The organism is Ensifer sp. Root127 (genome assembly GCF_001425225.1).
GTDB classification, from domain to species: domain Bacteria; phylum Pseudomonadota; class Alphaproteobacteria; order Rhizobiales; family Rhizobiaceae; genus Ensifer; species Ensifer canadensis.
In genome coordinates this window covers 67,648-91,488 of record NZ_LMDX01000051.1, presented here as the reverse complement: position 1 = coordinate 91,488, position 23,841 = coordinate 67,648, and the positions used below count along the sequence as shown (strand labels likewise).

Annotated in this window: 25 protein-coding genes; 20 read left to right on the top strand and 5 right to left on the bottom strand. The window is 61.3% G+C overall.

Going from position 1 to position 23,841, the window contains the following annotated elements:
• Nucleotides 1–31: 31 nt before the first annotated feature.
• Nucleotides 32–457: an Lrp/AsnC family transcriptional regulator gene (locus tag ASD03_RS31635; protein ID WP_025428636.1), complete on the bottom strand. Its 426-nt coding sequence runs from the start codon at nucleotides 455–457 to the stop codon at nucleotides 32–34.
• A gap of 124 nt (nucleotides 458–581) precedes the next feature.
• Here ASD03_RS31635 and ASD03_RS31630 point away from each other — a divergent pair, with 124 nt between their 5' ends.
• The 8 genes from ASD03_RS31630 to ASD03_RS31595 all read left to right on the top strand — a co-directional run bounded on the left by ASD03_RS31630 (nucleotide 582) and on the right by ASD03_RS31595 (nucleotide 7,776).
• Nucleotides 582–1,634, top strand: coding sequence for an ornithine cyclodeaminase (locus ASD03_RS31630; protein WP_277996393.1), 1,053 nt, complete (start codon nucleotides 582–584; stop codon nucleotides 1,632–1,634).
• 1 nt (nucleotide 1,635) lies between these two features.
• The gene (locus ASD03_RS31625; RefSeq protein WP_025428638.1) at nucleotides 1,636–2,607 is read left to right on the top strand and encodes an arginine deiminase-related protein; all 972 of its coding nucleotides are present in this window, start codon (nucleotides 1,636–1,638) and stop codon (nucleotides 2,605–2,607) included.
• A 31-nt stretch (nucleotides 2,608–2,638) separates the two neighbouring features.
• The gene (locus tag ASD03_RS31620; protein WP_057218100.1) at nucleotides 2,639–3,442 is read left to right on the top strand and encodes an arginine deiminase family protein; all 804 of its coding nucleotides are present in this window, start codon (nucleotides 2,639–2,641) and stop codon (nucleotides 3,440–3,442) included.
• 30 nt (nucleotides 3,443–3,472) lie between these two features.
• Nucleotides 3,473–4,273: a transporter substrate-binding domain-containing protein gene (locus tag ASD03_RS31615; RefSeq protein WP_057218098.1), complete on the top strand. Its 801-nt coding sequence runs from the start codon at nucleotides 3,473–3,475 to the stop codon at nucleotides 4,271–4,273.
• 124 nt (nucleotides 4,274–4,397) lie between these two features.
• Nucleotides 4,398–5,111 (top strand): ABC transporter permease subunit, encoded by a 714-nt coding sequence (locus ASD03_RS31610; protein WP_025428641.1) that lies wholly within the window; start codon nucleotides 4,398–4,400, stop codon nucleotides 5,109–5,111.
• A complete protein-coding gene (locus ASD03_RS31605) occupies nucleotides 5,111–5,812 on the top strand; it encodes an ABC transporter permease subunit (RefSeq protein WP_057218096.1) in 702 nt (233 codons plus the stop codon). Before ASD03_RS31610 ends, ASD03_RS31605 begins: the two co-directional genes overlap by 1 nt.
• Nucleotides 5,813–5,849: 37 nt before the next feature.
• Nucleotides 5,850–6,614 carry an ATP-binding cassette domain-containing protein gene (locus tag ASD03_RS31600; RefSeq protein ID WP_025428643.1) on the top strand — a complete coding sequence of 255 codons (765 nt, stop codon included), beginning with the start codon at nucleotides 5,850–5,852 and terminating at the stop codon, nucleotides 6,612–6,614.
• 10 nt (nucleotides 6,615–6,624) lie between these two features.
• Nucleotides 6,625–7,776 carry a M20 aminoacylase family protein gene (locus ASD03_RS31595; protein WP_057218094.1) on the top strand — a complete coding sequence of 384 codons (1,152 nt, stop codon included), beginning with the start codon at nucleotides 6,625–6,627 and terminating at the stop codon, nucleotides 7,774–7,776.
• Nucleotides 7,777–7,806: 30 nt separating this feature from the next.
• On the opposite strand, the gene ASD03_RS31590 is transcribed toward ASD03_RS31595, so the two are convergent.
• Nucleotides 7,807–9,183 (bottom strand): FAD-containing oxidoreductase, encoded by a 1,377-nt coding sequence (locus ASD03_RS31590; RefSeq protein WP_025428645.1) that lies wholly within the window; start codon nucleotides 9,181–9,183, stop codon nucleotides 7,807–7,809.
• Nucleotides 9,180–9,647, bottom strand: a complete 468-nt coding sequence (locus ASD03_RS31585; RefSeq protein WP_025428646.1) for a membrane protein — start codon at nucleotides 9,645–9,647, stop codon at nucleotides 9,180–9,182. The genes ASD03_RS31590 and ASD03_RS31585 overlap by 4 nt, the downstream gene beginning before the upstream one ends.
• A 335-nt stretch (nucleotides 9,648–9,982) precedes the next feature.
• On the opposite strand from ASD03_RS31585, the gene ASD03_RS31580 reads away from it, so the two are divergent.
• From ASD03_RS31580 to ugpC, 9 genes are all read left to right on the top strand, one after another.
• The gene (locus ASD03_RS31580; RefSeq protein WP_025428647.1) at nucleotides 9,983–10,894 is read left to right on the top strand and encodes an ABC transporter substrate-binding protein; all 912 of its coding nucleotides are present in this window, start codon (nucleotides 9,983–9,985) and stop codon (nucleotides 10,892–10,894) included.
• Nucleotides 10,895–11,009: 115 nt separating this feature from the next.
• The gene (locus ASD03_RS31575) at nucleotides 11,010–12,176 is read left to right on the top strand and encodes an ABC transporter permease (protein WP_025428648.1); all 1,167 of its coding nucleotides are present in this window, start codon (nucleotides 11,010–11,012) and stop codon (nucleotides 12,174–12,176) included.
• Nucleotides 12,173–13,111, top strand: a complete 939-nt coding sequence (locus tag ASD03_RS31570) for an ABC transporter ATP-binding protein (RefSeq protein ID WP_025428649.1) — start codon at nucleotides 12,173–12,175, stop codon at nucleotides 13,109–13,111. The genes ASD03_RS31575 and ASD03_RS31570 overlap by 4 nt, the downstream gene beginning before the upstream one ends.
• Nucleotides 13,111–13,848, top strand: a complete 738-nt coding sequence (locus tag ASD03_RS31565) for an ABC transporter permease (RefSeq protein WP_057218092.1) — start codon at nucleotides 13,111–13,113, stop codon at nucleotides 13,846–13,848. Before ASD03_RS31570 ends, ASD03_RS31565 begins: the two co-directional genes overlap by 1 nt.
• A 265-nt stretch (nucleotides 13,849–14,113) precedes the next feature.
• Nucleotides 14,114–15,271, top strand: a complete 1,158-nt coding sequence (locus tag ASD03_RS31560; RefSeq protein ID WP_025428651.1) for a Gfo/Idh/MocA family oxidoreductase — start codon at nucleotides 14,114–14,116, stop codon at nucleotides 15,269–15,271.
• Between the two features lie 13 nt (nucleotides 15,272–15,284).
• Complete coding sequence (locus ASD03_RS31555; RefSeq protein WP_025428652.1) at nucleotides 15,285–16,169, top strand: sugar ABC transporter permease; 885 nt, start codon at nucleotides 15,285–15,287, stop codon at nucleotides 16,167–16,169.
• A complete protein-coding gene (locus ASD03_RS31550) occupies nucleotides 16,166–17,023 on the top strand; it encodes a carbohydrate ABC transporter permease (RefSeq protein WP_057218090.1) in 858 nt (285 codons plus the stop codon). The genes ASD03_RS31555 and ASD03_RS31550 overlap by 4 nt, the downstream gene beginning before the upstream one ends.
• 35 nt (nucleotides 17,024–17,058) lie before the next feature.
• Nucleotides 17,059–18,288, top strand: coding sequence for an ABC transporter substrate-binding protein (locus ASD03_RS31545; protein WP_025428654.1), 1,230 nt, complete (start codon nucleotides 17,059–17,061; stop codon nucleotides 18,286–18,288).
• An 88-nt stretch (nucleotides 18,289–18,376) separates the two neighbouring features.
• On the top strand, nucleotides 18,377–19,510 hold the full coding sequence (ugpC, locus tag ASD03_RS31540; protein WP_025428655.1) for a sn-glycerol-3-phosphate ABC transporter ATP-binding protein UgpC: 1,134 nt from the start codon (nucleotides 18,377–18,379) through the stop codon (nucleotides 19,508–19,510).
• A gap of 151 nt (nucleotides 19,511–19,661) precedes the next feature.
• On the opposite strand, the gene ASD03_RS31535 is transcribed toward ugpC, so the two are convergent.
• Both ASD03_RS31535 and ASD03_RS31530 read right to left on the bottom strand, forming a co-directional pair.
• A complete protein-coding gene (locus ASD03_RS31535) occupies nucleotides 19,662–21,137 on the bottom strand; it encodes a M81 family metallopeptidase (protein WP_057218087.1) in 1,476 nt (491 codons plus the stop codon).
• A 20-nt stretch (nucleotides 21,138–21,157) separates the two neighbouring features.
• Complete coding sequence (locus tag ASD03_RS31530; RefSeq protein ID WP_025428657.1) at nucleotides 21,158–21,649, bottom strand: hypothetical protein; 492 nt, start codon at nucleotides 21,647–21,649, stop codon at nucleotides 21,158–21,160.
• A gap of 113 nt (nucleotides 21,650–21,762) precedes the next feature.
• Here ASD03_RS31530 and ASD03_RS31525 point away from each other — a divergent pair, with 113 nt between their 5' ends.
• From ASD03_RS31525 to ASD03_RS31515, 3 genes are read left to right on the top strand one after another with little or no spacing between them, the layout of a single operon-like run.
• Nucleotides 21,763–22,152, top strand: a complete 390-nt coding sequence (locus tag ASD03_RS31525; protein WP_025428658.1) for a RidA family protein — start codon at nucleotides 21,763–21,765, stop codon at nucleotides 22,150–22,152.
• A gap of 25 nt (nucleotides 22,153–22,177) precedes the next feature.
• Nucleotides 22,178–23,041, top strand: coding sequence for a MurR/RpiR family transcriptional regulator (locus ASD03_RS31520; RefSeq protein ID WP_025428659.1), 864 nt, complete (start codon nucleotides 22,178–22,180; stop codon nucleotides 23,039–23,041).
• 21 nt (nucleotides 23,042–23,062) lie between these two features.
• A complete protein-coding gene (locus ASD03_RS31515) occupies nucleotides 23,063–23,839 on the top strand; it encodes an SDR family oxidoreductase (protein ID WP_057218085.1) in 777 nt (258 codons plus the stop codon).
• Nucleotides 23,840–23,841: the final 2 nt, after the last annotated feature.

Sequence of the window (23,841 nt, the reverse complement as noted above, 5' to 3'; positions counted from 1 at the left end):
GGATGCGCCCCTGTCAGATGGAGCTTAGATGTCAGATGGTGCTGAGGAGAATGCTCGTCTCGCTGTTGAGCACGCCTTCGACGTCGCGGACTTCACGCAGGATGCGGTCGAAGTCGCTGAGGCTGTTGGCGCGAATTTCGGCCACCATGTCCCAGGCGCCATTGGTGGTGTGGAGAGCATAGAGTTCGGGCAGGCCGCGAAGGAATTTGATCACCTTTGTGGTCGTGCGCCCGCTGACCTCGATCATCATGATTGCCCGAATGGCGCGCTGGTCATAGTCCTGGCGGACGCGCAATGTGAAGCCCAGCACCGCCCCGGTTTCCAGCAGCCGGTCGATGCGCGTCTGTACGGTTGCACGCGATATGCCGAGAACCGAGGCGACCTTGGAGTAGGGCGCGCGGCCGTCTTCTCGCAGAAGCGAGATAAGCTGGTGATCGAGGTCATCGAAGATATGCATAAAAATCTTATAGATGAGTTGTACAATTTGCGCAATCTTTTGCAAGATTTTGCGCAAGTTTAAAATTTCAACTCGCTTCTTGCGTGCCTACGCTGACCTCATCGAATTTCCCGATGGAGATGAAATCGTGGTTCAGTATGTCGGTGTCGGCAACGTAATCGAGCTGGTCAAATCGATCGGCATTGAAACGTTCCTGTTGGGTCTTGCGGAATATATCGAAGACGATTTCCGCAGGTGGAACGCTTTTGAGAAAACCCCGCGGCTGGCGAGCCATTCGAAGACGGGGGTCATCGAATTGATGCCGACGTCCGACGGCGAGCATTACGGCTTCAAATACGTCAACGGCCACCCGAAGAATCCGAATGTTGGCTTGCAGACTGTGACGGCCTTCGGTGTTCTCTCGGACGTCAGCACTGGTTATCCCTGCCTCGTCTCCGAGATGACGATCATGACGGGTCTGCGCACGGCGGCGACCTCTGCATTGGCCGCAAAGTACCTGGCTCGCCCCGATGCCCGCTCGATGGCGATCATCGGGCTTGGCGCGCAGTCGGAATTCCAGGCGCTCGCCTTCCGGGCCCTGCTCGGGATCAAGCGCCTGCAGGTGTTCGATATCGACATCGAAGCGGCGGACAAGTTCCTGAAGAACCTCGCCGACATGGATTTCGATATCGTTGTCGCCAAGACCGCAGAAGAGGCCGTTGCTGGCGCCGACATCATCACGACGGTGACGGCCGACAAGCGCAACGCGACGATCCTCTCCGACAATATGGTCGGCGCCGGCGTGCACATCAACGCCGTAGGGGGCGACTGCCCCGGCAAGACCGAACTGCAGGGCGATATCCTGCGCCGTGCCGATGTCTTCGTCGAATATCCGGAGCAGACGCGGATCGAAGGAGAAATCCAGCAGATGGCGCCGGACTTCCCGGTGATCGAACTCTGGCGCGTGATTGCCGGCGAGGCTGAAGGCCGCCGGTCGGGCTCGCAGATCACCATCTTTGATTCCGTCGGCTTTGCCACGGAAGACTTTTCGGCGCTGCGCTTCCTTCGTGACAGGATCCAGGGCACGGCCTTCTACACCGAGCTCGACCTGACGACGCAGCCGGAGCATCCGCGTGATCTCTACGGACTGTTCAAGCAGCCGGCGGCCGCTGTCATTGCCGAGCGGAGCGTTGCCTGAGATGAAGAGACTGTCCGTACAGGCGCCGAAGGGTGTCGTGATGATCCGTCCGCACCATTTCGGCCCGAACCCGATGACGGCCAAGGACAATGCCTTCCAGTCGACTGACGAGGCGCGCAAGCCCTCGGCGATCGCAACTGCCGCTTTTGATGAAGTGACGCGCATGGCTGATGGCCTGTCGGCCGCCGGCGTCGCCGTCCACCTGTTCGAAGACGAGACGATGACCCGTCCGGACTCGGTGTTCCCGAACAACTGGTTCTCCACCCATTCGGGCGGACATGTGGCCATCTATCCGATGTATTCGGAAAGCCGTCAGAGCGAACGCCGCGCCGACATCATCGAGATGCTCAAGAACGAGTATCGCGTCCAGGACGTGATCGACTACTCAGGCCTCGAAAAGGACGGCGTCTATCTTGAAGGCACCGGCGCCATGGTGCTCGACCATATCGGTCGCGTGGCCTATGCGGCCCGGTCGAACCGCACCAACGAGGTGGCGCTGGAGCGCTTCTGCACCCACTTCAACTTCGAGCCGATGGTGTTTGGTGCGGTCGACCGCAACGGCAACTCGATCTACCATACCAATGTGCTGATGTGCATCGGTACGGATTTCGCGCTGATCGGCACCAGCATGATCCCCGACGCGGCAAGGCGACAGGAAATTTGCGCGCGGCTGGAGGAAACGGGCCGGCAGGTCATCGATCTCACGATCGATCAGATCGAGAATTTTGCCGGCAACGCGATCGAACTCGACGGCGCCGATGGCCGTGTCGTCGTGATGTCGGCGCGTGCGCTTGCGTCGCTTCGGCCGGACCAGGTCAAGGCGATCGAGGTTTCGGCGCGCGTGCTCGCCTTCGACGTGCCGACCATCGAGCTTGCCGGCGGCTCCGTGCGCTGCATGCTCGCCGGCGTGCATTTGTCACGCAGAGAACCCGCCGGTACGCAAAAGCTTTACGCCGCCACATCCGATCGATAGAAGCACCTCATCCAAGCCAAAGGTACTACAAATGTCGCAAGCAGGCCCCGTCTACAATTTCAACAACATCATCGTCCGCACGCCCTCGACCACCGTCGTCAACGGCCTGCGTGCCGATGACCGTGGCAATCCGACCTATGAGGGCGTGAAGGCCGAGCACGATACCTACATCGCTGCGATGAAGGATGCGGGCGTCAAGGTCACCGTGCTTCCGGCGCTCGAAGCCTTCCCGGATTCGATCTTCGTCGAAGATCCGGCGCTGGTGTTCACCGAAGGCGCGATCCTCCTGCGTCCGGGTGCTGCCACCCGCGTCAAGGAAACCATCGAGATCGAGCCGACGCTTCGCGCGATGTTCGAGACGGTTCTCGATCTGCCGGGCACCGGCCTTGCCGATGGCGGCGACGTGCTGACGACCCGCGAAAGCGTGATGATCGGTCTTTCCGCCCGCACCGACAAGGTCGGCGCCGAAGCGCTGCAGGCGTGCCTCGACAAGCTCGGCCGCAAGAGCGAGATCGTCACCACACCGGAAGGCGTATTGCACTTCAAGACCGATTGCTCGCTGCTCGATGAGGAAACCGTGCTCTCGACCGCTCGTCTTGCCAAGTCCGGCGTGTTCGACCGCTTCAAGCAGGTCATTATTCCCGAAGGCGAAGAGCCGGCGGCCAATGCGCTGCGCGTCAACGACGTCGTCATGGTTGGCTCCGACTTCCCGCGCACGATCGAGATGCTCGACAAGCTCGGCTACAAGGTCGTGCCGATGAAGACGACAGAAATCGGCAAGATCGACGCCGGCCTGTCCTGCATGTCGCTGCGCTGGTTCAGCAACACGCTCTGATCCAGACATAATATTCGCGGAGGAAACATCATGAGAACTTTCAAGTCGGCCCTGTTCGCGGGGATCGCCCTCACCATGGCGGCAAGCGCTGCTTTCGCTGAGGACACCATGCGCCTGGGCATGACGCCGGAGCCGTACATGCCGTTCACGCAGGTCAACGCCGGCGGCGAATGGGAAGGCCTTGAAGCCGACCTGTCGCGTGCCCTCTGCGAAAAGATGGCCGTGAAGTGCGACATCAACCAGATGGCGTGGGATGGCCTCATCCCGTCGCTGAAGGAAAACAAGGTCGATTTCATCATCGGTGCGTTCTCGATCACCGATGAGCGCCGCAAGGTCGTCGACTTCTCGACGCCTTACTACACCGAAGGCACGTCCTTCGTCGGCGCCAAGTCCGACACCAGCGAGATCAAGACGACCGACGCCGCCGACGGCGGTGGCCAGATCATCGATCCGGCCAGCGTCGAGGGCAAGATCATCGGCGTTCAGACGTCGAGCGTGCAATCGGCCTACGTCGCCAAGTATCTGCCGGGCGCCGAGGCCAAGAGCTACGATACCGCCGACAACTCCGTCGCCGATCTCGTCGCCGGCCGCGTCGACTACGTTCTGATCCCGGACCTCTACATCCAGACGTTCCTGAAGTCGCCTGACGGCGCCGACTACGAAGTCAAGGTCGAGGTTCCCAAGAACGCCGTACTCGGCGAAGGTGTTGCCTATGCGGTGCGCAAGGGCGACGCTGCGAACCTCGAGAAGGTCAATGCCGGCCTCGCCGCTCTCGAAAAGGATGGGCAGATCAAGACGCTCGTCGACAAGTGGATCTTCGGCAAGAAGTGATAACGGACGTTTTCGAGGGCGACGGGCCGAGGCCCTTCGCCCTCGATCGCCAAACGGACCGCAGCGTCCGGGGCATCATCGCAGCCTTTGGCTGACGACACCAATCGGGAACAGGTAGCGACGGATGGAGTATTACTGGCAATTGCTTGCCTGGGGCGGCGAGGGCTGGGGCGATGATTTCGCCTGGGGCCTGGTGATGACGCTGCAGGTATCCGTGGTCGCCTATGCGGTCGCGGTCGTCTTCGGGCTGCTGGGCGCTGCCGGCAAGCTGTCGAAGCACCGCTTGCCACGTCTTCTGGCCGATATCTACACGACCGTCGTGCGTTCGCTTCCCGAACTCCTGGTTATCCTGCTTCTGTATTTCTCGGTGGCAAGCGGCGCTGAGCGGCTGCTGAAGCATTTTGGTCTCGTCGCCGAGACGTTTCAGTTCAGCTCGTTCTGGGCGGCAATCATCGCGCTTGCCTTCGTCTCCGGCGCGTTCATGACAGAAGTGCTGCGTTCGGCCTTCCTCGCCGTTCCGCCCGGGCAGATCGAGGCTGCGGTTTCGATCGGCATGCGGCCACGCAAGGTCTTCACCCGTATCGTGCTGCCGCAGATGATGCGCCACGCCGTGCCCGGCATGGGCAATCTCTGGCTTTCCATCACCAAGGAAAGCGCCATCATCAGCGTGCTCGGCTCGTTCAGCGAGTTGCTCTATACCGGCTACCGCGCTGCCGCGGGCACCAAGCAATACATTTTCTTCTACGGGCTGACGGCCGTCCTGTTCCTGCTGATTACGCTTGTCTCAGCCTTGGTGATCGCGCAGATCGAACGCCGCCTTAACCGGGGGCACAATTGATGGAAGCGATCTCCAACGTTGTCGGCTTCTTGCCGGCGCTCATCAAGGCGACCCCGCTGACGCTGCTGTTGACCGCCGTTGCCGGCGTCTTCGGTCTGGTCATAGGCACGTTTGTCGCGCTCGCCCGGCTTTCGACCCGACGCATCCTATCGATGCCGGCCTATGTCTTCACCTTCGCGTTTCGCGGTACGCCGCTACTCGTGCAGATTTATCTCATCTATTACGGCCTCGGGCAGGTCCTGCCGGGAACCTGGGTTCGCCACAGCTTCCTGTGGCCGTATCTTCGCGACGGCCTGTGGTACGCGATCTTCGCGCTCAGCCTCAACCAGGCGGCCTACAATGCCGAAGTCATCCGCGGCGCGATCAAGGCGATCCCGCGTGGGCAGATCGAGGCCGCAAAATCGATCGGCATGCGATCGTCGATGATACTCAGGCGGATCACGCTGCCGCAGGCGCTGCGATCCTGCTTGCCGGTTCTGACGGGCGATCTGATCATCCTTTTGAAGACGACCTCGCTCGCCTCGACGATCACCATTCTCGAGGTGATGGGCACCGCGCGCATGCTGCAGCGTCAGTCGCTGTTGATCTTCGAGCCGTTGATCGCGGCCGGCATCATCTATTTCACCGTCGTCTTCATTCTGACGCGAGTGATGAACGTCGTCGAAAAGCGGCTGACCCGCTACCGCACGGCGAAGGCATAGGTACACGGCGCGCAGAGGCGCCACGGGAGGAACGATGATGGTCGCAACCGCACTGTCAGTGAAGAACATCCACAAGAGCTTCGGCTCGGTCGAGGTGCTCAAGGGTGTTTCGTTCGAAGCGAAATCCGGCGACGTCATTTCGCTGATCGGCAGCAGCGGCTCTGGCAAAAGCACGCTGCTGCGCTGCATCAACTATCTCGAGACGCCCGACGAGGGCGAAATCTCGGTATCGGGCGAAGTGATCAGGACGTTGAAGGGCAAGGACGGCAAGCTCGTTGCCGCCGACAAGCGCCAGCTCGAGCATATCCGCACCCGCCTCGGCATGGTGTTCCAGAGCTTCAATCTCTGGTCCCACAAGACCATCCTCGAAAACATCATCGAGGGGCCGATGCATGTGCTTGGCATGACGCGCAAGGACGCCGTCGGCGAGGCCGAGGTGCTGATGGAGAAGGTCGGCATCACGCCGAAGCGCGACCACTATCCCAACCAGCTTTCGGGCGGCCAGCAGCAACGCGCAGCGATCGCGCGGGCTTTGGCGATGAAACCCGATGTGATGCTCTTCGACGAGCCGACATCGGCGCTGGACCCGGAACTCGTCAACGAGGTGCTGCTGGTCATCAAGAAACTGGCGGAGGAGGGGCGCACCATGGTGATGGTGACGCATGAAATGTCGCTGGCGCGCGACATCTCCAGCGAAGTCATCTTCCTTCACAAGGGGCTCGTTGAAGAACGCGGCGCCCCGTCGCAGGTCATGCGTGACCCGAAGTCGGCGCGCCTGCGCCAGTTCCTGCAGATGGCTTGAGGAGAACACCATGCGCGACGCGATCCTGTCGAAATTCCTGCCTGAACTCGTCAATATCCGCCACAAGCTGCACGAGATGCCGGAGATCGGCCTGTCTGAAGTGAAGACCTCGGAATTCGTCGCCGGCCTGCTGCAGTCCTGGGGCTTCGAGGTGACGCGCGGGCTTGCAACGACCGGCATCGTCGCGACACTGAAGCGCGGCAACAGCAACCGGTCGATCGGCTTTCGTGCCGACATGGATGCGCTGCCGATGCAGGAAGAAACAGGACTCGCCTATCAGAGCCAGCATCCCGGCGCGATGCATGCCTGCGGCCATGACGGTCACACGAGCATGCTGCTGGGCGCCGCCTGGGCGCTGTCGCAGGATGCGAGTTTCAACGGAACCGTGCATCTGATCTTCCAGCCCGCCGAGGAGAATTTCGGCGGCGGCAAGCTGATGATCGAGGACGGCCTGTTCAAGCGCTTTCCCTGCGAGCGCGTCTTTGCGCTTCACAACTGGCCAGGTCTGCCGGCCGGTACCTTCTCGACGCGCGCCGGTGCCATGGCCGCCTCGATCGATGTGCTGACGCTGACGATCAGGGGCAAAGGCGGCCATGGGGCGCAGCCGGAACTGACGGTCGATCCGGTGGTCGTCGGCTCAAGCGTCGTCATGGCGCTGCAGACGCTCGTGTCGCGCAACGTCTCGCCGCATCAGCCCTCGGTCGTGACCGTCGGTTCGTTCCAATCGGGCTCGGCGTCCAACATCATTCCCGACACCGCAGTGCTGGAGATCAGCATGCGGGCAACCGATCCTGCCGTGCGAAAGCAGTTGCAGGAGCGCGTCGAGCAGATTGCGCGTTTCCAGGCGCAGAGCTTCAATGCCGATGTTACTTTCGGCTGGCAGGTCGGTTATCCCGCGACCATCAACGACGCGGAGGCGGTCGCAGAGGCGCGCGCCGTGATCAGCGAGAAATTCAGTGAAGGCGCGTTCGTCGAACTCGCCCAGCCGTTGATGGGCAGCGAGGACTTTTCCTTCCTGCTCGAAGAGGTTCCCGGCGCCTACGTGCTGATTGGCAATGGTGAGAGCAGCGGGCTCCACACCACGCGCTACGACTTCAACGACGAAATCCTCGAACGTGGCGCGATGTATTTCTACCATCTCGCACGCTCTGCGCTGGTCTGAACCAACACCTGACGGTCGGCTTGCCGACCGTCAGTTTGCCGGCGCGAGATCCCCGAAGACCGTCGGGATAAGCTCCGAAACCGTCGGGTGAATGTGCACCGCATGGGTGATCGTGGTGTAGGGCTTCTTGGCGTACATGACGTCGAGAATGCTCTGAACCGCTTCGTCGCCGCCGGTGCCCAGGATCGATGCGCCGAGGATCTCCTTGCTGTCGGCGTCGACGACAACCTTCATGAATCCCTCGGTCTCGCCTTTTTCGACCGCCCGGCCGACCCGGGTCATCGGCCTCCTACCGACGGCAATCTTGCGGCCGGTCTTGCGCGCCTCGGTCTCGCTCATGCCGGCGCGCCCGAGCGGCGGGTCGATATAGAGCGCATAGGTGGAGATGCGGTCGCTGACGCGCCGCGGCTCGCCGTCGAGCAAGTTGGCGGCGACGATCTCGAAGTCGTTATAGGCAGTGTGGGTGAAGGCGCCGCGGCCGTTGCAATCTCCCATGGCGAAGATGTGCGGCACGTTGGTCCGCAAGGCGTCATCGACCTCAATATAGCCGTGCGCGTCGGTCTTTACGCCCGCCCTGTCGAGCCCGAGATCGTCGGTGTTCGGCCGGCGGCCCGTCGCAAGCAGCAGATGTGAGCCGGTGACCTCCGGCGCGCCCGAGGTGCAATCGACGCCGGCGACGACATCGTCGCCTCGCCTGGCGAAACGAATGCATTCGGCGTTGAGCCGAAACCGGATGCCCTCCTTCTCCAGGATCGCAAGGACCGCATCTGAGACATCTGGGTCTTCGCGGGCAATCAGCTTCGGGCCCTTCTCGATCACCGTTACCTCGGAGCCAAAGCGGCGGAACATCTGGGCGAATTCAAGGCCGATATAACTGCCGCCGACGATGATCAGATGCCTTGGAAGAACATCCTGGTCCATCATCGACACATTGGTGAGAAAAGGCACGTCGTCGACACCGGGAAAATCCGGTACTGCCGCCCGACCGCCGGTGTTCAGGAAAATCTGGTCGGCAGTGAGGATTTCTTCGCCCACCCGGATCGTGTGCGGGTCCTCAAATTGGGCATGACCTTCGATGACGGTGCAGTTTTCCATCCCCTTGAGCCAGTTTTCAACGCCCGTGCGGGCGTCGGTCCTCACCTTGTCCTTGCGCGCCATGACGCGCTTGAAATCGACCGAAACCGGGCCGGTTGTCACGCCGAAATCGGCACCGCGACGCGCCATGTGCACGGCGTAGGCGCTGGCGACCATCGCCTTGGTCGGCATGCAGCCGGTGTTGACGCAGGTGCCGCCGAAGAGCTTGCGCTCGATAAGCGCCACGGCCTTGCCGGCCGCGGCCAGACGACCGGCCAATGATGGTCCCGCCTGGCCTGCGCCGATGATGATGGCGTCGAAATGTTTTGTCATAGGACCGAGGACACCACCCAGAGCGCGAGCAGCACTGCAACGACGTCTTCCAGCAGGGCAATCGGCAGGTCCTTACCGCCGGTGGCTGCGACCAGGCGTTTGCGCGCCTCATAGCCACCAAGCGTGCCGATCACGGCGCCGATGACGCCGGCAATCAGGCCGCCGACCAACGAACCGCCGGCAGTGCCCAGCACCGCACCGCAGAATCCGCCGCTGACGATGCGTGCGCCGAACTGTTGCGGCACCTTGCGGCTCGGTGTGCTCGGCAACTGGTCGGTGACGAATTCAACGAGCGCGAGGAGCCCGAAAATGTAAGGCGTAAAGCGGAAGCCCATGAAGGCTGCCCAGGTGCCGGAAAGCGGCAACCAGCCGGCGGCCGCACCAATGCTGACGGCGGCAGGTGCAGTCATGACGCGAAGGCCGGCGACCACGCCGATGAGAAGCGCGAGAAGATAGATCGACATCAATTCCCCGAACGTTCGCCGGGCGAACCCGCGCCGCCAGCCCCCAAGCGGTTCGGATCGAGCGGCATCGCAACCAAGAGTGAAAGCGGATGTTTCCGGCGGGCCTCAATCAGAGTGACCGACAACGCTGTTGATTGCAACGTCCAATCCTACGCTGCCCCATGCGGTAGTTGATGCTTTCGATCGCGTTACTTGATGTTGGAATTTTTCGCGCGCCGCACTTCCTGCGTGCAGCTCTATTTTTCGTCGAAGACTGACATATATGGAATGGCTTGCCCGGACGACGCGAATATTCCGTGATCAAACTGCGGGACTGAATTTCGAGGGAGATCTCCATGCGCCTGACCAAACTGCTTATCGGGACAGCCTTTGCCTTGACACTCACTGCAGCCGCCGCCAACGCCGACGTCGTGGTGTCCTCCAAGATCGATACAGAAGGCGGTGTGCTCGGCAACATCATCCTTGCTGTGTTGAATGCCAATAATATCAAAACTGTAGACCGCGTACAGCTCGGTGCTACACCGGTGGTGCGCAAGGCGATCACCGCCGGCGAGATCGACATCTACCCGGAGTACACCGGCAATGCCGCCTTCTTCTTCGAGAAGGCCGATGACCCGGTCTGGAAGGACGCGGCGAAGGCCTACGAGTCCGCCAAGAAGCTCGACTACGACGCCAACAAGATTGTCTGGCTGACGCCATCGCCGGCCAACAACACCTGGGCAATCGGGCTGCGCAAGGACGTCGCTGAAGCCAACAAGCTGGCGACGTTGTCCGATTTCGGCAAGTATGTTGCCGGCGGCGGAAACATCGTGCTCGCCGCATCGTCCGAATTCGTCAACTCGGCAGCAGCGCTTCCCGCATTCCAGACGACCTACGCCTTCACGTTGAAGCCGGAGCAGCTGATCACGCTTTCGGGTGGCGATACGGCAGCGACAATCGCTGCGGCTGCTAACCAGACGAATGGTGCCAATGCCGCGATGGTCTACGGCACCGATGGCGGCATCGCCCCCTCCGGCCTCGTGGTGTTGGAAGACGACAAGGCAGTCCAGCCGATCTACCAGCCGGCTCCGATCATTCGCGAGGCAGTGCTGAAGGAAAATCCTCAGATCGAGTCCCTGCTGAAGCCGGTCTTCGAGAAACTCGATCTGGTGACACTGCAGGAGTTGAATGGCCGCGTCCAAGTCGGTGGTGAACCGGCCAAGACGGTTGCCGAAGACTTCCTGAAGAAGAACGGCTTTCTGAAATAGGTTGACGCAAATGCGCGACGCTGGTCGGATGCACGCATCCGACCAGCGTTTTGTTTTCTAGGCGTAGAACGACCAAGGTCCGTCGAGCGGAAGCCGGGCGAGAAAAAGGGATCTGATGCAGCTCCGCGTGGACAAGCTTGGCGTGATCATTGCCGTGCTTACCGCCTACGGCGCCTTGCTGGCGCCCTTTGCGACTTTTCGTGCCAACCGCATCGTCGCCGGCGAGGCGAGATCGCTCGGCGAGGCGTTGCCTCCGGCGTGGGCTGCCATCATCCTTATCCTCGTGATCGCCACGGCGGTTGTCGCCCTCCTGAAAACGCCAAGCCCGCTACGCCTTGCCATCGCCTTTTCGACAATCGCGGCATTGGCGCTCGGTATCGGTGCTGCAGCCGGCCACCTGACGCCGCCTGAAAATACCTACGCCCGCGTTTCGCCAGCATCAGGGTTCTGGATTCTTTTGTTTGCGCTCGGTCTTCTAGCGGCCGACGCATTGACCCGGATGCGTCCATCCCCGCTCGTGCGAGTGCTGTTCCTTGCCGCCGTCCTTGGTTTTATTGCCGCGCTCCTGTGGTCCGGCACCTGGGACGGTCTGTCGCTTCTGAAAGAATATGCCAGCCGCGCCGACACCTTCTGGGCCGAGGCAGGCAAGCATGTGATGCTCGCCTTGGGTTCGCTTGCCGCCGCCACCATTGTCGGCATTCCGCTCGGCGTTCTCTGCCATCGTGTCACGCGCCTGCGCGATGGCCTTTTGGGTGTCCTGAATGCGATCCAGACGATCCCGTCGATTGCACTTTTCGGCATTCTGATAGCGCCGCTTGGCTGGATTGCGATCCATGTTCCGGGTGCTGCCGCCATCGGCATCCGTGGGATCGGGGCGGCACCGGCATTCGTTGCCCTTTTCCTCTATTCGCTGCTGCCTGTCGTCGCCAATACAGTGGTGGGGCTTGCCGGCGTGCCGCGAGAAGCCAACGACGCGGCACGCGGCATCGGCATGACCGACTTCCAACGCCTTGCCGGTATCGAGTTTCCGCTGGCTTTTCCGGTCGTTCTCACCGGCATTCGCATCGTGCTCGTTCAGAACATCGGGTTGGCGACGATCGCGGCGCTGATCGGCGGCGGCGGTTTCGGCGTCTTCGTCTTCCAGGGGGTGGGGCAGACGGCGATGGATCTGGTGCTGCTCGGGGCAGTGCCGACCGTTATCCTTGCCTTCACGGCCGCAATCGTCCTCGACGCCGTGATCGAGGCGGCTACTCCGAACCGCAACCAGGTGCAAAGCGCATGATCGAGATCGAAGGCATTACCAAGCGCTATGGCGAAACCACTGTCGTCAGGGATGTCCGCCTGACGATCGCGCCGCGCACGGTTACCGTTATCGTCGGCACGTCCGGTTCCGGCAAGACGACGCTGCTTAGGATGATCAATCGTCTGGTCGAACCGACATCGGGCACGATCAGGCTCGATGGCGAGGATAACCGCTCGTTGCCGGGCTACGAGCTGCGTCGCCGGATCGGCTATGCGATCCAGGGGCACGGGTTGTTTCCACATCGCACGGTCGCTCAGAACATCGCCACCGTGCCGACGCTGCTCGGCTGGGATCGCGCCCGCATAGACGCGAAGGTCGCCGAGCTGCTGACGCTTTTTCAGCTCGACCCCGCGGCGTTCGGCCCGCGCTATCCGCACGAACTCTCCGGCGGCCAGCAGCAGCGCGTCGGCGTTGCCCGCGCGCTTGCGGCAGAGCCGAAGGTGCTGCTGATGGACGAGCCCTTCGGCGCGCTCGACCCGATCATTCGCGCCAAGGCCCAGGACGACCTGCTGGCGATCCAGAAACACTTCGAAACGACTGTTGTCCTCGTCACGCACGACATGGAGGAGGCTTTCCATCTGGCCGACCGGATTGCGGTCATGGACAAGGGCGAGGTGGTGCAATACGCAACGCCGGCCGAAATGCTCGTCAAACCGGCGACCGCTTTCGTCGAGAGCCTGATCGGGGCCGGTGAGCGCCCGTTTCGCCTGCTGGCGATCGAGCCGGTGTCATCAGCCGTTGAACCGGGTACCGCTGAGGGAGAGGCGATCTCAAGCGCTGCCAGTCAACGCGAGGCCCTGTCGACGCTTCTCTGGTCCGGCCGCAAGGCTCTTCCCGTCGTCGGCCCCGATGGTGTCCTCATCGGCAAGGTCAGTCTTGAAAGCTTGGCGCAGCGTGCCGCGGGGCCATCGTGATGCTGCGTCTTCCCAACCTGTTCCGGCTGCTTGCTCTAGCCGTTCTGATCGCGTTTCTGGTCCAGCCGCAGTGGTTCGAGCCGCTGTTGCGACCGCTTGTGCAGGAGAATGCGCCGGCCATCTATAACCAGGGCAGCCTGCTGCAACTGACGTTTCTGCATCTGCGCACTGTCGCGATTGCAACGGCTGGCGCGACGGTGGTCGCGCTGGCTCTGGCGATCCTGGTGACACGCACTTCCGGAGCAGAATTCCTGCCGCTTTCGCGCAGCCTTGTGAACATCGGCCAGACGTTTCCGCCGGTTGCGGTGCTGGCGCTCGCCGTGCCGATCTTCGGCTTCGGCGAGAAGCCGACGCTGATTGCGCTCTTCCTCTACGGCCTGCTGCCGATCTTCGAGAATGCTCTGACTGGGCTTACGACCTTGCCGCCTTCGATCATGGAGGCGGCGCGGGGCACCGGCATGACCGGGCGCCAGCGGCTGATGAAAATCGAACTGCCGCTGGCGATGCCGGTCATCCTCGCCGGCATCCGGCTCTCCGTGGTGATCAGTCTGGCGACGGCGACGATCGGCTCGACGGTCGCGGCAAGGACGCTCGGCGAGGTGATCATCGCCGGCCTCCAGTCGAACAATCTCGCCTTCGTCGTTCAAGGCGGCCTCATCGTCGCGGTGCTCGCGGTGTTGATCCACGACGCCTTGCAGGCAGCCGAACGAAGCATCAGTTCTCGAATGGGACGGTAGTTTCGTCAACAATTCGTTCTGGCGCGATGGAGATGCACTGCGCGGCGAGCCCCATTGGTCTGGACCGCTTTCCCTCTGTTGTGGCGTGAAGGGGTTGCCTCTCTTATTGGCTGTAGAGGCTATTCCCGCATTTCCGGTATTTTCCGGGTTTATGAAAATGAATTTCACAATTTTACAAAATACGCGGATTTAGGTTGACGACCTGAAAAAACTGTCCCAGTCTGCGAAAATAAATTACGCCATAAGGCAAGGGAACAGTGCGCGCATGAAAGTCGGGATAATCGGACTCGGATTCCGTCTGGGATATCTGGGCTACGTTTTCAAAGCCATGGATGAGAATTTCGAGATCGCGGGATACGTCGATCCGAATCCGGCCGGACTGCCGGGCCTGACCGAAAAAGGCATCTCCGCCGGCACGGCCTATGCGACGCCTGAAGAGCTGATCGCCAATGAAAAGCTCGACCTGCTGATGATCGGTTCGCCCAACCACATGCATCTCGATCATATCCGGATCGGGCTCGAGGCCGGCCTCAAAGTCTTCAGCGAAAAGCCGATCGTGACGACGGTCCAGGAAAGCCTGGAGCTTGCGCAGTTGATGGCGAAATTCGGTCACGAGCGGCTGATGGTCGGCCTCGTGCTGCGCTACGCGCCGATGTATCGCGACCTGCGTGCGGCCCTTGCCGAAGGAAAGCTCGGCCAGGTCGTCTCGATCGAGGCATCCGAACATATCGAACCCTATCACGGCGCCTTCTTCATGCGCGACTGGCGCCGCTACGAGCGCTATTCCGGCAGCTTCATGCTGGAAAAATGCTGCCACGACCTCGACCTTTACAACGGCGTCGTCGGTGCGCGTCCGGAACGTGTCGCCAGCTTCGGCGGCCGCAAGAGCTTCATTCCCGCAAACGACCCCGCACGCGAGGGCATCAACGATCTCGAGCTTTTCCATCGCAAGCCGAGCGGCTGGATGGGATCCGACAAGGTGTTCGACAGCGACGGCGACATCATCGACTATCAGGTCGCCATCGTCGAATATGCCAATGGCGTCGGCATGAACTTCCACACCAATCTCAATGTGCCGGACCAGTTCCGACGCTTCTGCATCATGGGATCGCGGGGCATGGCCGAGGGGGATTTTATCCGCGGCTATTTTGACGTGCACGAGATGCTGAGCGGCAAGAAGGTGGTCGAGAACAAGTACGCGGCCACCGAGCTGTCGCAGCACTACGGCGCCGATGAGCAGATGGCGACCGACATCATCGGCCATGTGCGTGACGGCCGGCCGCTGCCGGTCTCGACGATCGATGCGCTCGAAGCCGGTATCCTCGCCTTGTCGATGGACGAGGCCCGGCGCAAGCGGACCGTGATCGATCTCAGGCCGATCTGGGATCGGTTCGACGAAGCCTTGCACTCGCGCGCGGCTTGAGGGGAGAAGCGGGATGAGTGTTCAACGCAGCACGATCATCTTCGCCTGGATCCTGCTCCTACCAGCCGTGCTCTACGTCACGGTCATCGTCGCCTATCCCCTTGTCGACACCTTCATCCTGTCGTTCACCGACGCGTCGCTGAAGAAGACGACGAAATGGGTCGGCTGGGCCAACTATGACAAGATCTTCAACGAGACCTTCGCCGAGGTCATCTTCCGCACCTTCATTTGGACCTTCTTCTCGGTCTCGATCAAAATGATCATCGGTGTCTTCGGCGCGACCATGCTGAACGCAGCCGTGCCCGGCCGCGCGCTTTTCCGGCTGCTCACCATGCCGCCGTGGATCGTCCCGATGGCCATCGGCATCTTCATGTGGGGCTGGATGTACAACGGCCAGTTCGGCATGATTTCCGGCGTGCTGCAGAACTGGGGTCTCATCGACGGACCGATCGCTTTCCTCGCACGCGGCGAGACGGCCTTCTGGGCGACAATCGTTACCGACGTGTGGATCGGCGTGCCGCTGGTCACGCTCTACATGCTGGCTGCGATGCAGGCGATCCCGCAGGATCTGTATGAGGCGGCCTGGACGGATGGAGCAGGGCGCTTCTATCGATTCCGGCGCATCACGCTGCCGCTGCTGGTGCCGTCGCTGATCACGATGTCGATGTTGTCGCTGATCGCGACCTTCAACTCCTTCGATATCATCTGGATCCTCACGCAGGGTGGTCCGAACGGCGAAACTACCACGATGATCATCGATACCTACCGCACCGCCATAGGGTCGAAGAAATACGGCGAGGGTGCTGCACGCGCGGTGCTGATCTGCATCTTCCTGTCGATCTTCTGCTTTGCCTATTTCCGGGTCACCAGCCGCCTGTCCTCGGGAGAACAGAAATGAGCCAGCCTGCCTTGATCAACCGCTATCGCTGGTATGAGCTTGTCGCCATCTATGCCGGGATCTTTGTTTTCCTGGCCTTCATTCTGGCGCCATTCGTCGAGGGGTTCCTCGTTTCGCTGAAGCCGCTGGGTCTGCTCTTTTCCTCCCCCTACAAGTTCTGGCCGGAAAACGGATCATTCGCCGCCTATCGGACCATGTGGGACAGCGTGCCCGGTTTCGCGCGGTACATCTTCAATTCCTTCTTTATCTCCACCATCGTCACGGCCATCGTGTTGCTGCTTGTCATTCCGGCGGCATATGCCTTTGCGCGTTTCAAATTCCGCGGCAGCGGCGCGCTGCTCGGCGCCTTCCTCGCCGTCAACATGTTCTCCGGCGCCGTACTGCTCATTCCGCTTTTCCGGCTGATGCGCAGCTTCGGCGTGCTCAACACCTATCTCGCCATGATCATGCCGGGTGTCGCCTTCCTTATCCCGTCGGCGATCTGGCTGTTGCGCACTTACATGATGCGCATTCCGCGCGAGCTGGACGAGGCTGCTTTCGTCGATGGCGCGAGCCACTTCTATACGCTGCGCCGCGTGATCCTGCCGATTGCCATGCCGGGCATCACGGTTGTTGCGATCACCACCTTCATCGGCGCCTATGCCCAGCAGTTCATCTACGCCCTCACCTTCAATTCCAAGACCGAATACATGCCGCTGCCGGTCGGGCTCTTCGCCTATTTCGGTCGCCAAGAGGTGATCTGGAACGAGCTCATGGCGGCGAGTTTCGTCGGCATCGCGCCGGCGGTCGTCGTGATCTTCCTCCTACAACGGTATCTCGTCAGCGGGCTGACCGCAGGCGCGGTGAAACAATAAGACCAACCAACCACCAGAGAACGGGAGCTTGCAACGTGTCAATTCAATTCAAGACAGGGGTACTCGCGCTCGCCCTGCTCGGTTCGACCGCGCTTGGCGCAGTCACCGCCCAGGCGGCCGACCAGGAGATCAGCTGGATCTACTGCGGCGACACCATGGATGCGGTTCACGCCAAATACATCAAGCAGTGGGAAGAAAAGAATCCAGGCTGGAAAGTCACGCCGGAAGTTGTCGGCTGGGCCCAGTGCCAGGATAAGGCAACGACGCTTGCCGCTGCCGGCACGCCGGTCGCCATGGCCTATGTCGGCTCGCGCACGCTGAAGGAGTTCGCCCAGAACGATCTCATCGTTCCCGTGCCGATGACGGACGAGGAAAAGAAGAGCTATTACCCCAACATCGTCGACACGGTGACCTTCGACGACAACCAGTGGGGCGTTCCGATCGCGTTCTCGACCAAGGCGCTCTATTGGAACAAGGACCTGTTCAAGCAGGCCGGCCTTGATCCTGAGAAGCCGCCGAAGACCTGGGCCGAAGAGATCGAGTTCGCCAAGGCGATCAAGGAAAAGACGGGTATCGCCGGTTACGGCCTTCCGGCCAAGACCTTCGACAACACGATGCACCAGTTCATGCACTGGGTGTACACCAACAACGGCAAGGTGATCGATGGCGACAAGATCGTCATCGACAGCCCGGAGGTTCTCGCCGCGCTCCAGGCCTACAAGGACATCACTCCCTATTCCGTCGAAGGGGCGACCGCCTACGAACAGAACGAGGTTCGCGCCATCTTCCTCGACGGCAAGGTCGGCATGATCCAGGGCGGGTCTGGTGCCGCTGTGCGCCTGAAGGACACCAAGGTCAACTGGGGCGTTGCGCCGCTGCCGCTCGGCCCATCGGCCAAGGGCGAGGGGACGCTGCTGATTACCGACAGCCTGGCGATCTTCAAGGGCTCCGGTGTCGAAGAGAAGGCGACCGAATTCGCCAAATTCATCACCTCGCCCGGTCCGCAAGGTGAGTATGAGTTGCAAGGCGCGGCCGGCCTGACGCCGTTGCGTCCGTCGCCGATGGTTGACGAATTCGTCAAGAAGGACCCCTATTGGCAGCCGTTCATCGACGGCATCGCGTTCGGTGGTCCGGAGCCGCTCTTTACCGACTACAAGGGCTTCCAGAACGTCATCATCGCAATGGTCCAGTCGGTGGTGACCGGCAAGGCCGAACCGGCCGACGCCTTGAAGAAGGCGGCCGCCGACCTCGAAGAGTACAAGTAAGATCACCGGGCCGCGGATCTTTGGTCCGCGGCCCAGGCCAATCCGCTTACGAACGTGCCGCTTCTCGCCGGTGGCCGGAGACAGTTTCTTGGGACAGCTCAATCTCAATACGGTTCAGAAATTCTACGGGACATTCGAGGTGCTGAAAGGCATTCAGCTCGAAGTCAGGAACGGTGAGTTCGTCGTTTTCGTCGGACCCTCCGGCTGCGGCAAGTCGACATTGCTCAGGATGATAGCCGGTCTCGATGAGACCAGCTCGGGGGACATCGTGATCGATGGCAAACGCGTCAACGACCTGCCGCCGGTCAAGCGCGGGATCGCGATGGTGTTCCAATCCTATGCGCTCTACCCGCACATGTCTGTCTTCGAGAACATTGCCTTTCCGCTTCGCGTGGAAAACATGCCGGAAGAGAAACTGAAGGCCAAGGTGGAGCATGCAGCGCGCATTCTCCATCTGGACCAGCGGCTACAGCAAAAGCCGGGAATGCTCTCCGGCGGCCAGCGCCAACGGGTGGCCATCGGCCGGGCGATCGTGCGCGAACCGAAGATCTTTCTGTTCGACGAGCCGCTCTCTAACCTCGATGCGGCGCTGCGCGCCGACATGCGCATTGAATTGGCGAAGCTGCATCGGCAATTGCGGGCCACGATGATCTACGTCACGCACGACCAGGTCGAAGCGATGACGATGGCGGACCGGATCGTCGTGCTCAATGCCGGTGAAATCGCCCAGACAGGCGCGCCGCTCGAGCTCTACCATAAGCCAGCCAACATCTTCGTCGCCGGTTTCATCGGCAACCCGAAGATGAACTTCCTGCCGGTCACCTGCAAAGGCGTCAGCGATGCCGGCGTAGAGGTCGATTACAAGGGGAAGACGGTTGTCGTCCCGGTCAGGCCGCACGATGGCCTGGTTGGGCGGACATTGACGCTGGGCGTCCGGCCCGAGCACATTTTGCTCGGCGCCGGAGACCTGTCGCTGACAGTCACGCCAACGGTGATCGAGCGCCTGGGCGCCCATACCGTTGCCTATGCCGCCATCAGCGGTGAAGGGGAGAACTATTGCGCGATGCTGCCGGGCACGGTGGCAATCCGCCCGGAGGAACAGGTGTTGACCGGCATACGTGCCGCCGACTGCCATCTGTTTGACGAGGCGGGCATCGCGCTCGAGCGGCGTGTCGAACTCACCGATATCGACATGGGCTTGCTCGACCCGGCGGCGGCCTGAGCGGAGCGTAGCTAGACTAAGACAAGAACGGCCGCTGTCCATGACCAGGACAGCGGCCGTTTTCGTTATTGGTGATGAGAATAGGCCAGATCAGAAGGCCGATCTGCTGACTGTCCGCCTCGATCGCGGCCGCCGCATAAACTGCCTTGGTTCACGCCGCTCCCTTTTCGAGACCATGCGGATCGGCGACCTTCGGCCAGATATTCCTGGGTGCGCGCAGATAGGCGGTCTTGGCGGGGTTGTTCGGGTAGGGGGTGCCGGCCGAGCAATATAGGATCTGCGCGGCGATCTTGGAGAACGAGGCGTAGAAGTGGTTGGTCGATTTGATGACCAGAATGCGCTTTGACTGCGGGTCGAGGCCCATCACCGAGAAGAGGCTCGGATCGAAGCTTTGCGCCCGCGTCGAATTCAGGATGATATCGATGCCGCGATAGGAAATGAGGGCTGCATCGCCGAAGGGGGCAAAACTCTCGCCGAACCGCATTTCGGCGTCGCGGACCAGCTTGACCACCTTGACGATGCCATCGACAGGATTGCCGGTTCCCGGAGCCGACTTGGCGCCGAAGCGCAACGGGATTTCGGCGCCTTCGCCGGCGGCCATGCAGATCTGCACGGCCATCGGATCCCAGATCGTTCCGACGGCGGCATTAGTGACACCCTGTGCCAGCAGTTCCTCGAGCAGCACCGTCGCGTCGCCCGCGGTTCCGCCGCCCGGGTTGTCCCAGACATCGGCGATGACGACCGGGCCTTCGGTCGCAGCCTTCGCCTCGGCGACAGCTTGCTTCTCGTCGATCTGCGGCATGATGAAGGTTCCGCGTTTCGAAAAGAGTTCGAGCCCGAGTTCCCGTGCGAGCGCCTCGCCTTTCTCCGGTTTGCCGTTGGTCACGGCGAGCACCTTCGTGCCCATTTCCGGAACATCGCCCGCCATGAAGCCGTGCACCATCGAAAGCGACAGGACATCGGCGTCCTCCGCTTCGATACGCATCAGCTTGTCGACGAAGGAGCGCATCGGCTCGCGCGAAGTTGGGTAGACGTCGATCATGCGGCAGTCGAACACTGACATCACAGGCGTCACGCGACCTTCCAGCGTGTCGATGGCGATCCGCCAGAGATCCTCGGCACGATCGACGAAGTCGGTGTGCGGGAACTCCTTGAAGTAGACGAAGAAGTCTGACGCCGAAACGCGCTTCTGGGTCAAGTGGCTGTGCGGGTCCAACTCGGCGCAGACGAGAACATCAGGGCCAACGATCTCGCGAATGCGAGAAAGAAGATCGCCTTCGGTGTCCTCGTAGCCGGCAGCGACCATCGCGCCGTGCAGTCCCATGACGACGGCATTGACCGGAAGCGCGGCGCGCAACTGGTCGAGGATTTCATCGCGCAGGCTCTCATAGGTCTGGCGGTTGACGAGGCCGGCAGGATCCGCCCAGGTGGCGGTGCCTTCGATCAGCGTCCAGCCTTTTTCCGCCGCAATGCGGCGGCCGACTGTGATCGGCGCCGTACAGAGCGTCGGCGTCTCAGGATGCTCGCCCGGCGGCGCGTAGAGCGACGCCTCGAAGGCGCGGCGATCTATGCAGATGGGCGAGAAGGTATTGGTTTCCGTTGCAAGCGCTGCTGTGAAGATCCGCAATGCCGTTGCCTTTTTGCTTTTTAGGCCGGTCCCATCGGGTTCGGCAGGTAGCCGGTGAAACCGGAGATCTTCCAGCGTCCCTCGTGCAGGCGGCAATAATAGACCGTCTGCCATTTCATCACGTCGAAGCTGCCGTCCGATTTCTTCAACCCGCCGTCGAACTTCTTGCGCGCAAGCGCGAAGTCGCCATTGACCTCGATGTCCTCAAGCGTCGTCGTCGTGAAGATCGCCGTGCGTGTGTCTTCCGCGAAGGAGAGGCCCGCGAAATCTTTCGCCTGGCGCAGCCACTCATCGCGATAGGCCGAAAGCGAGGGAAAGGTGAGGCGCCAATTGTCGGGATTGGTTTCGCGACGTCCATCGATGCCGATGAAGCCGTCTTCGACAAAGTCACCTGCCACCATCGACCAGTCGGCCGAAAGAAAAGCGTCGATATCGCGCGGAACAAGCATCTCCCAGATGCTATGGCGTGCGGTGTCGGAAGAGGGGAACGGATTGAGGAAGGGATCCCGCATGTTTTCGCCCTGGATTGAAATTCTTTTCATGAATGGTGTTTTTCTCTGGTCAAATTCAGCTTTCTATGGTCACTTGTCAACGATCAAAGAAAATAATTTGCACGAAGGCACACATGACCATCAAACGGTATGGCACTGAACAAGTCGGTGCGGGCGGTAAGCCATTACCCTTTGCGCGCGCGGTGGAAGCGGACGGCTGGCTGCATGTTTCCGGCCAGGTCGCCATGGAAAAAGGCGAGATCATCGAGGGCGGTATCATCCCTCAGACGCACAAGGCGATCGCCAATCTTCTGGCCATTCTGGACGAGGCCGGATACGGTACCGAGCACGTGGTGCGTTGCGGCGTTTGGCTCGACGATCCGCGTGATTTCTGGACTTTCAACAAGATCTATCAGGAGTATTTCGGTGCGCATCCACCGGCGAGGGCCTGCGTCCAGTCGGCGATGATGGTTGATTGCAAGGTCGAGATCGACTGCATCGCCTACAAGCCGAAGGAAGGCTGATAGACCCTAAGGACATCAGCAGCCGATGGATATTTTCGCGACACTTCAGGAAGAAAAGGGCCGGCTCTCGCAATCGGAGAACCGCATCGCCGATATTCTTCTGAATGACTTCGAGTTCGCGGTGAATGCATCGATCATCGAGCTGGCCGGCAAGGCCGATGTCTCTCCTCCCACGGTCACGCGCTTCTGTCGGCGGCTCGGTTGCGACAGCTTCTCCGATTTCAAGGTGCAATTGGCGCGCACCGCCTATATCGGCATGCGCTACCTGAAGCCGGAGCCGAAGAGCCGCGAGACCGGTGACGTCGCCCAGGACATCATCACCAAGGCGCAGAACGCGCTTTTCCTCCTGCATCGTTCGCTGGATCTCGCGGCAATCGAACAGGCGGTCGAGCGCATTGCGACGGCCGAAATGATCTATGCCTTCGGTTCGGGCGGCAATTCCTCGATGATAGCCAGCGAGTTGCAGAACCGGCTCTTTCGCTACGGCCTGCGTGTTACCGCCAGTTCCGACCACAGCATGCAACTGATGATGGCGGCCGCCGCTCGCCCAAGCGACGTTCTGATCGGCTCATCCTTCTCGGGCCGGAACGCCGAACTCGTGCGCGCCTTCACGTTGGCGCGCGAGCTCAAGGTGCCGACGATTGCGCTGACCCAGAGCAACAGCCCGGTCGCGGCCGCGGCGACGATCACGGTTCCTGTCGACCTGCCAGAAGGCAACAACATCTATCGTCCGACCTCCACCCGCATCGCCTATCTGGCGCTGCTCGATATCCTCTCAAGTCTCGTTGCCTACCGGGTTCAGCCGCAGGCGACGGTCACACTTCGGCGCATCAAGCAGCAGCTGGTGACGCACCGCGACGGTGATGACCGCCAGTTGCTGGGAGACTGACGTGCCGCGAAAGGTTTCCGCATGACGCAGTCCGTCGCCATCGTCACCGGTGCAGCCGGCGATATCGGCCGCGCAATCGCCAGACGTCTTGGGGAAGACCATGACGTCGTCCTGCTTGCCGACATCGACAGCGGTGCTGCCGAGAAGGCTGCGCGCGAGATCGGCGACGGCAAGCGCTTCGTTCCGGTCGCCTGTGACGTGACGGATGCGACAAGCGTCGGAAACTTGGCCGCGACGGCCGGCGAGCACGGTACGGTGCGCACGCTCGTCAACAATGCCGGCGCCGCACGCGCCGTCAGCCTGCACGATACGACGCCGGATATCTGGCGCATGGACAATGCGCTGAACCTCGAAGCGGCCTTTCTGTGCTTTCGCGCGGTGGAAGACATGCTGAAGGAAAGCCGCGGCTCGGTGATCAATATCGCCTCCGTCAACGGCATGAATGTCTTCGGTCATCCAGCCTACAGCGTCGCCAAGGCCGGCCTGCTGCACCTGACACGCCTCATCGCCGTCGAGTACGGCAAGTTCGGCATTCGCTCCAACGCCGTTGCGCCGGGCACTGTGCGAACGCAGGCATGGGAAGCGCGTGCCGCCGCCAATCCTGACGTCTTCGAGGAAGCGCGCCGCTGGTATCCACTGCAGCGCATCGTCAATCCTGACGATGTTGCCAACGCCGTACATTTCCTCGCAGGGCCGCTCGCCGCTGCGATCTCGGGCGTGTGCCTGCCTGTCGATTGCGGTCTGACCGCCGGCCAGGCTGAACTGGCGCGAACCTTCTCACAATCTAGCTACTACTGACC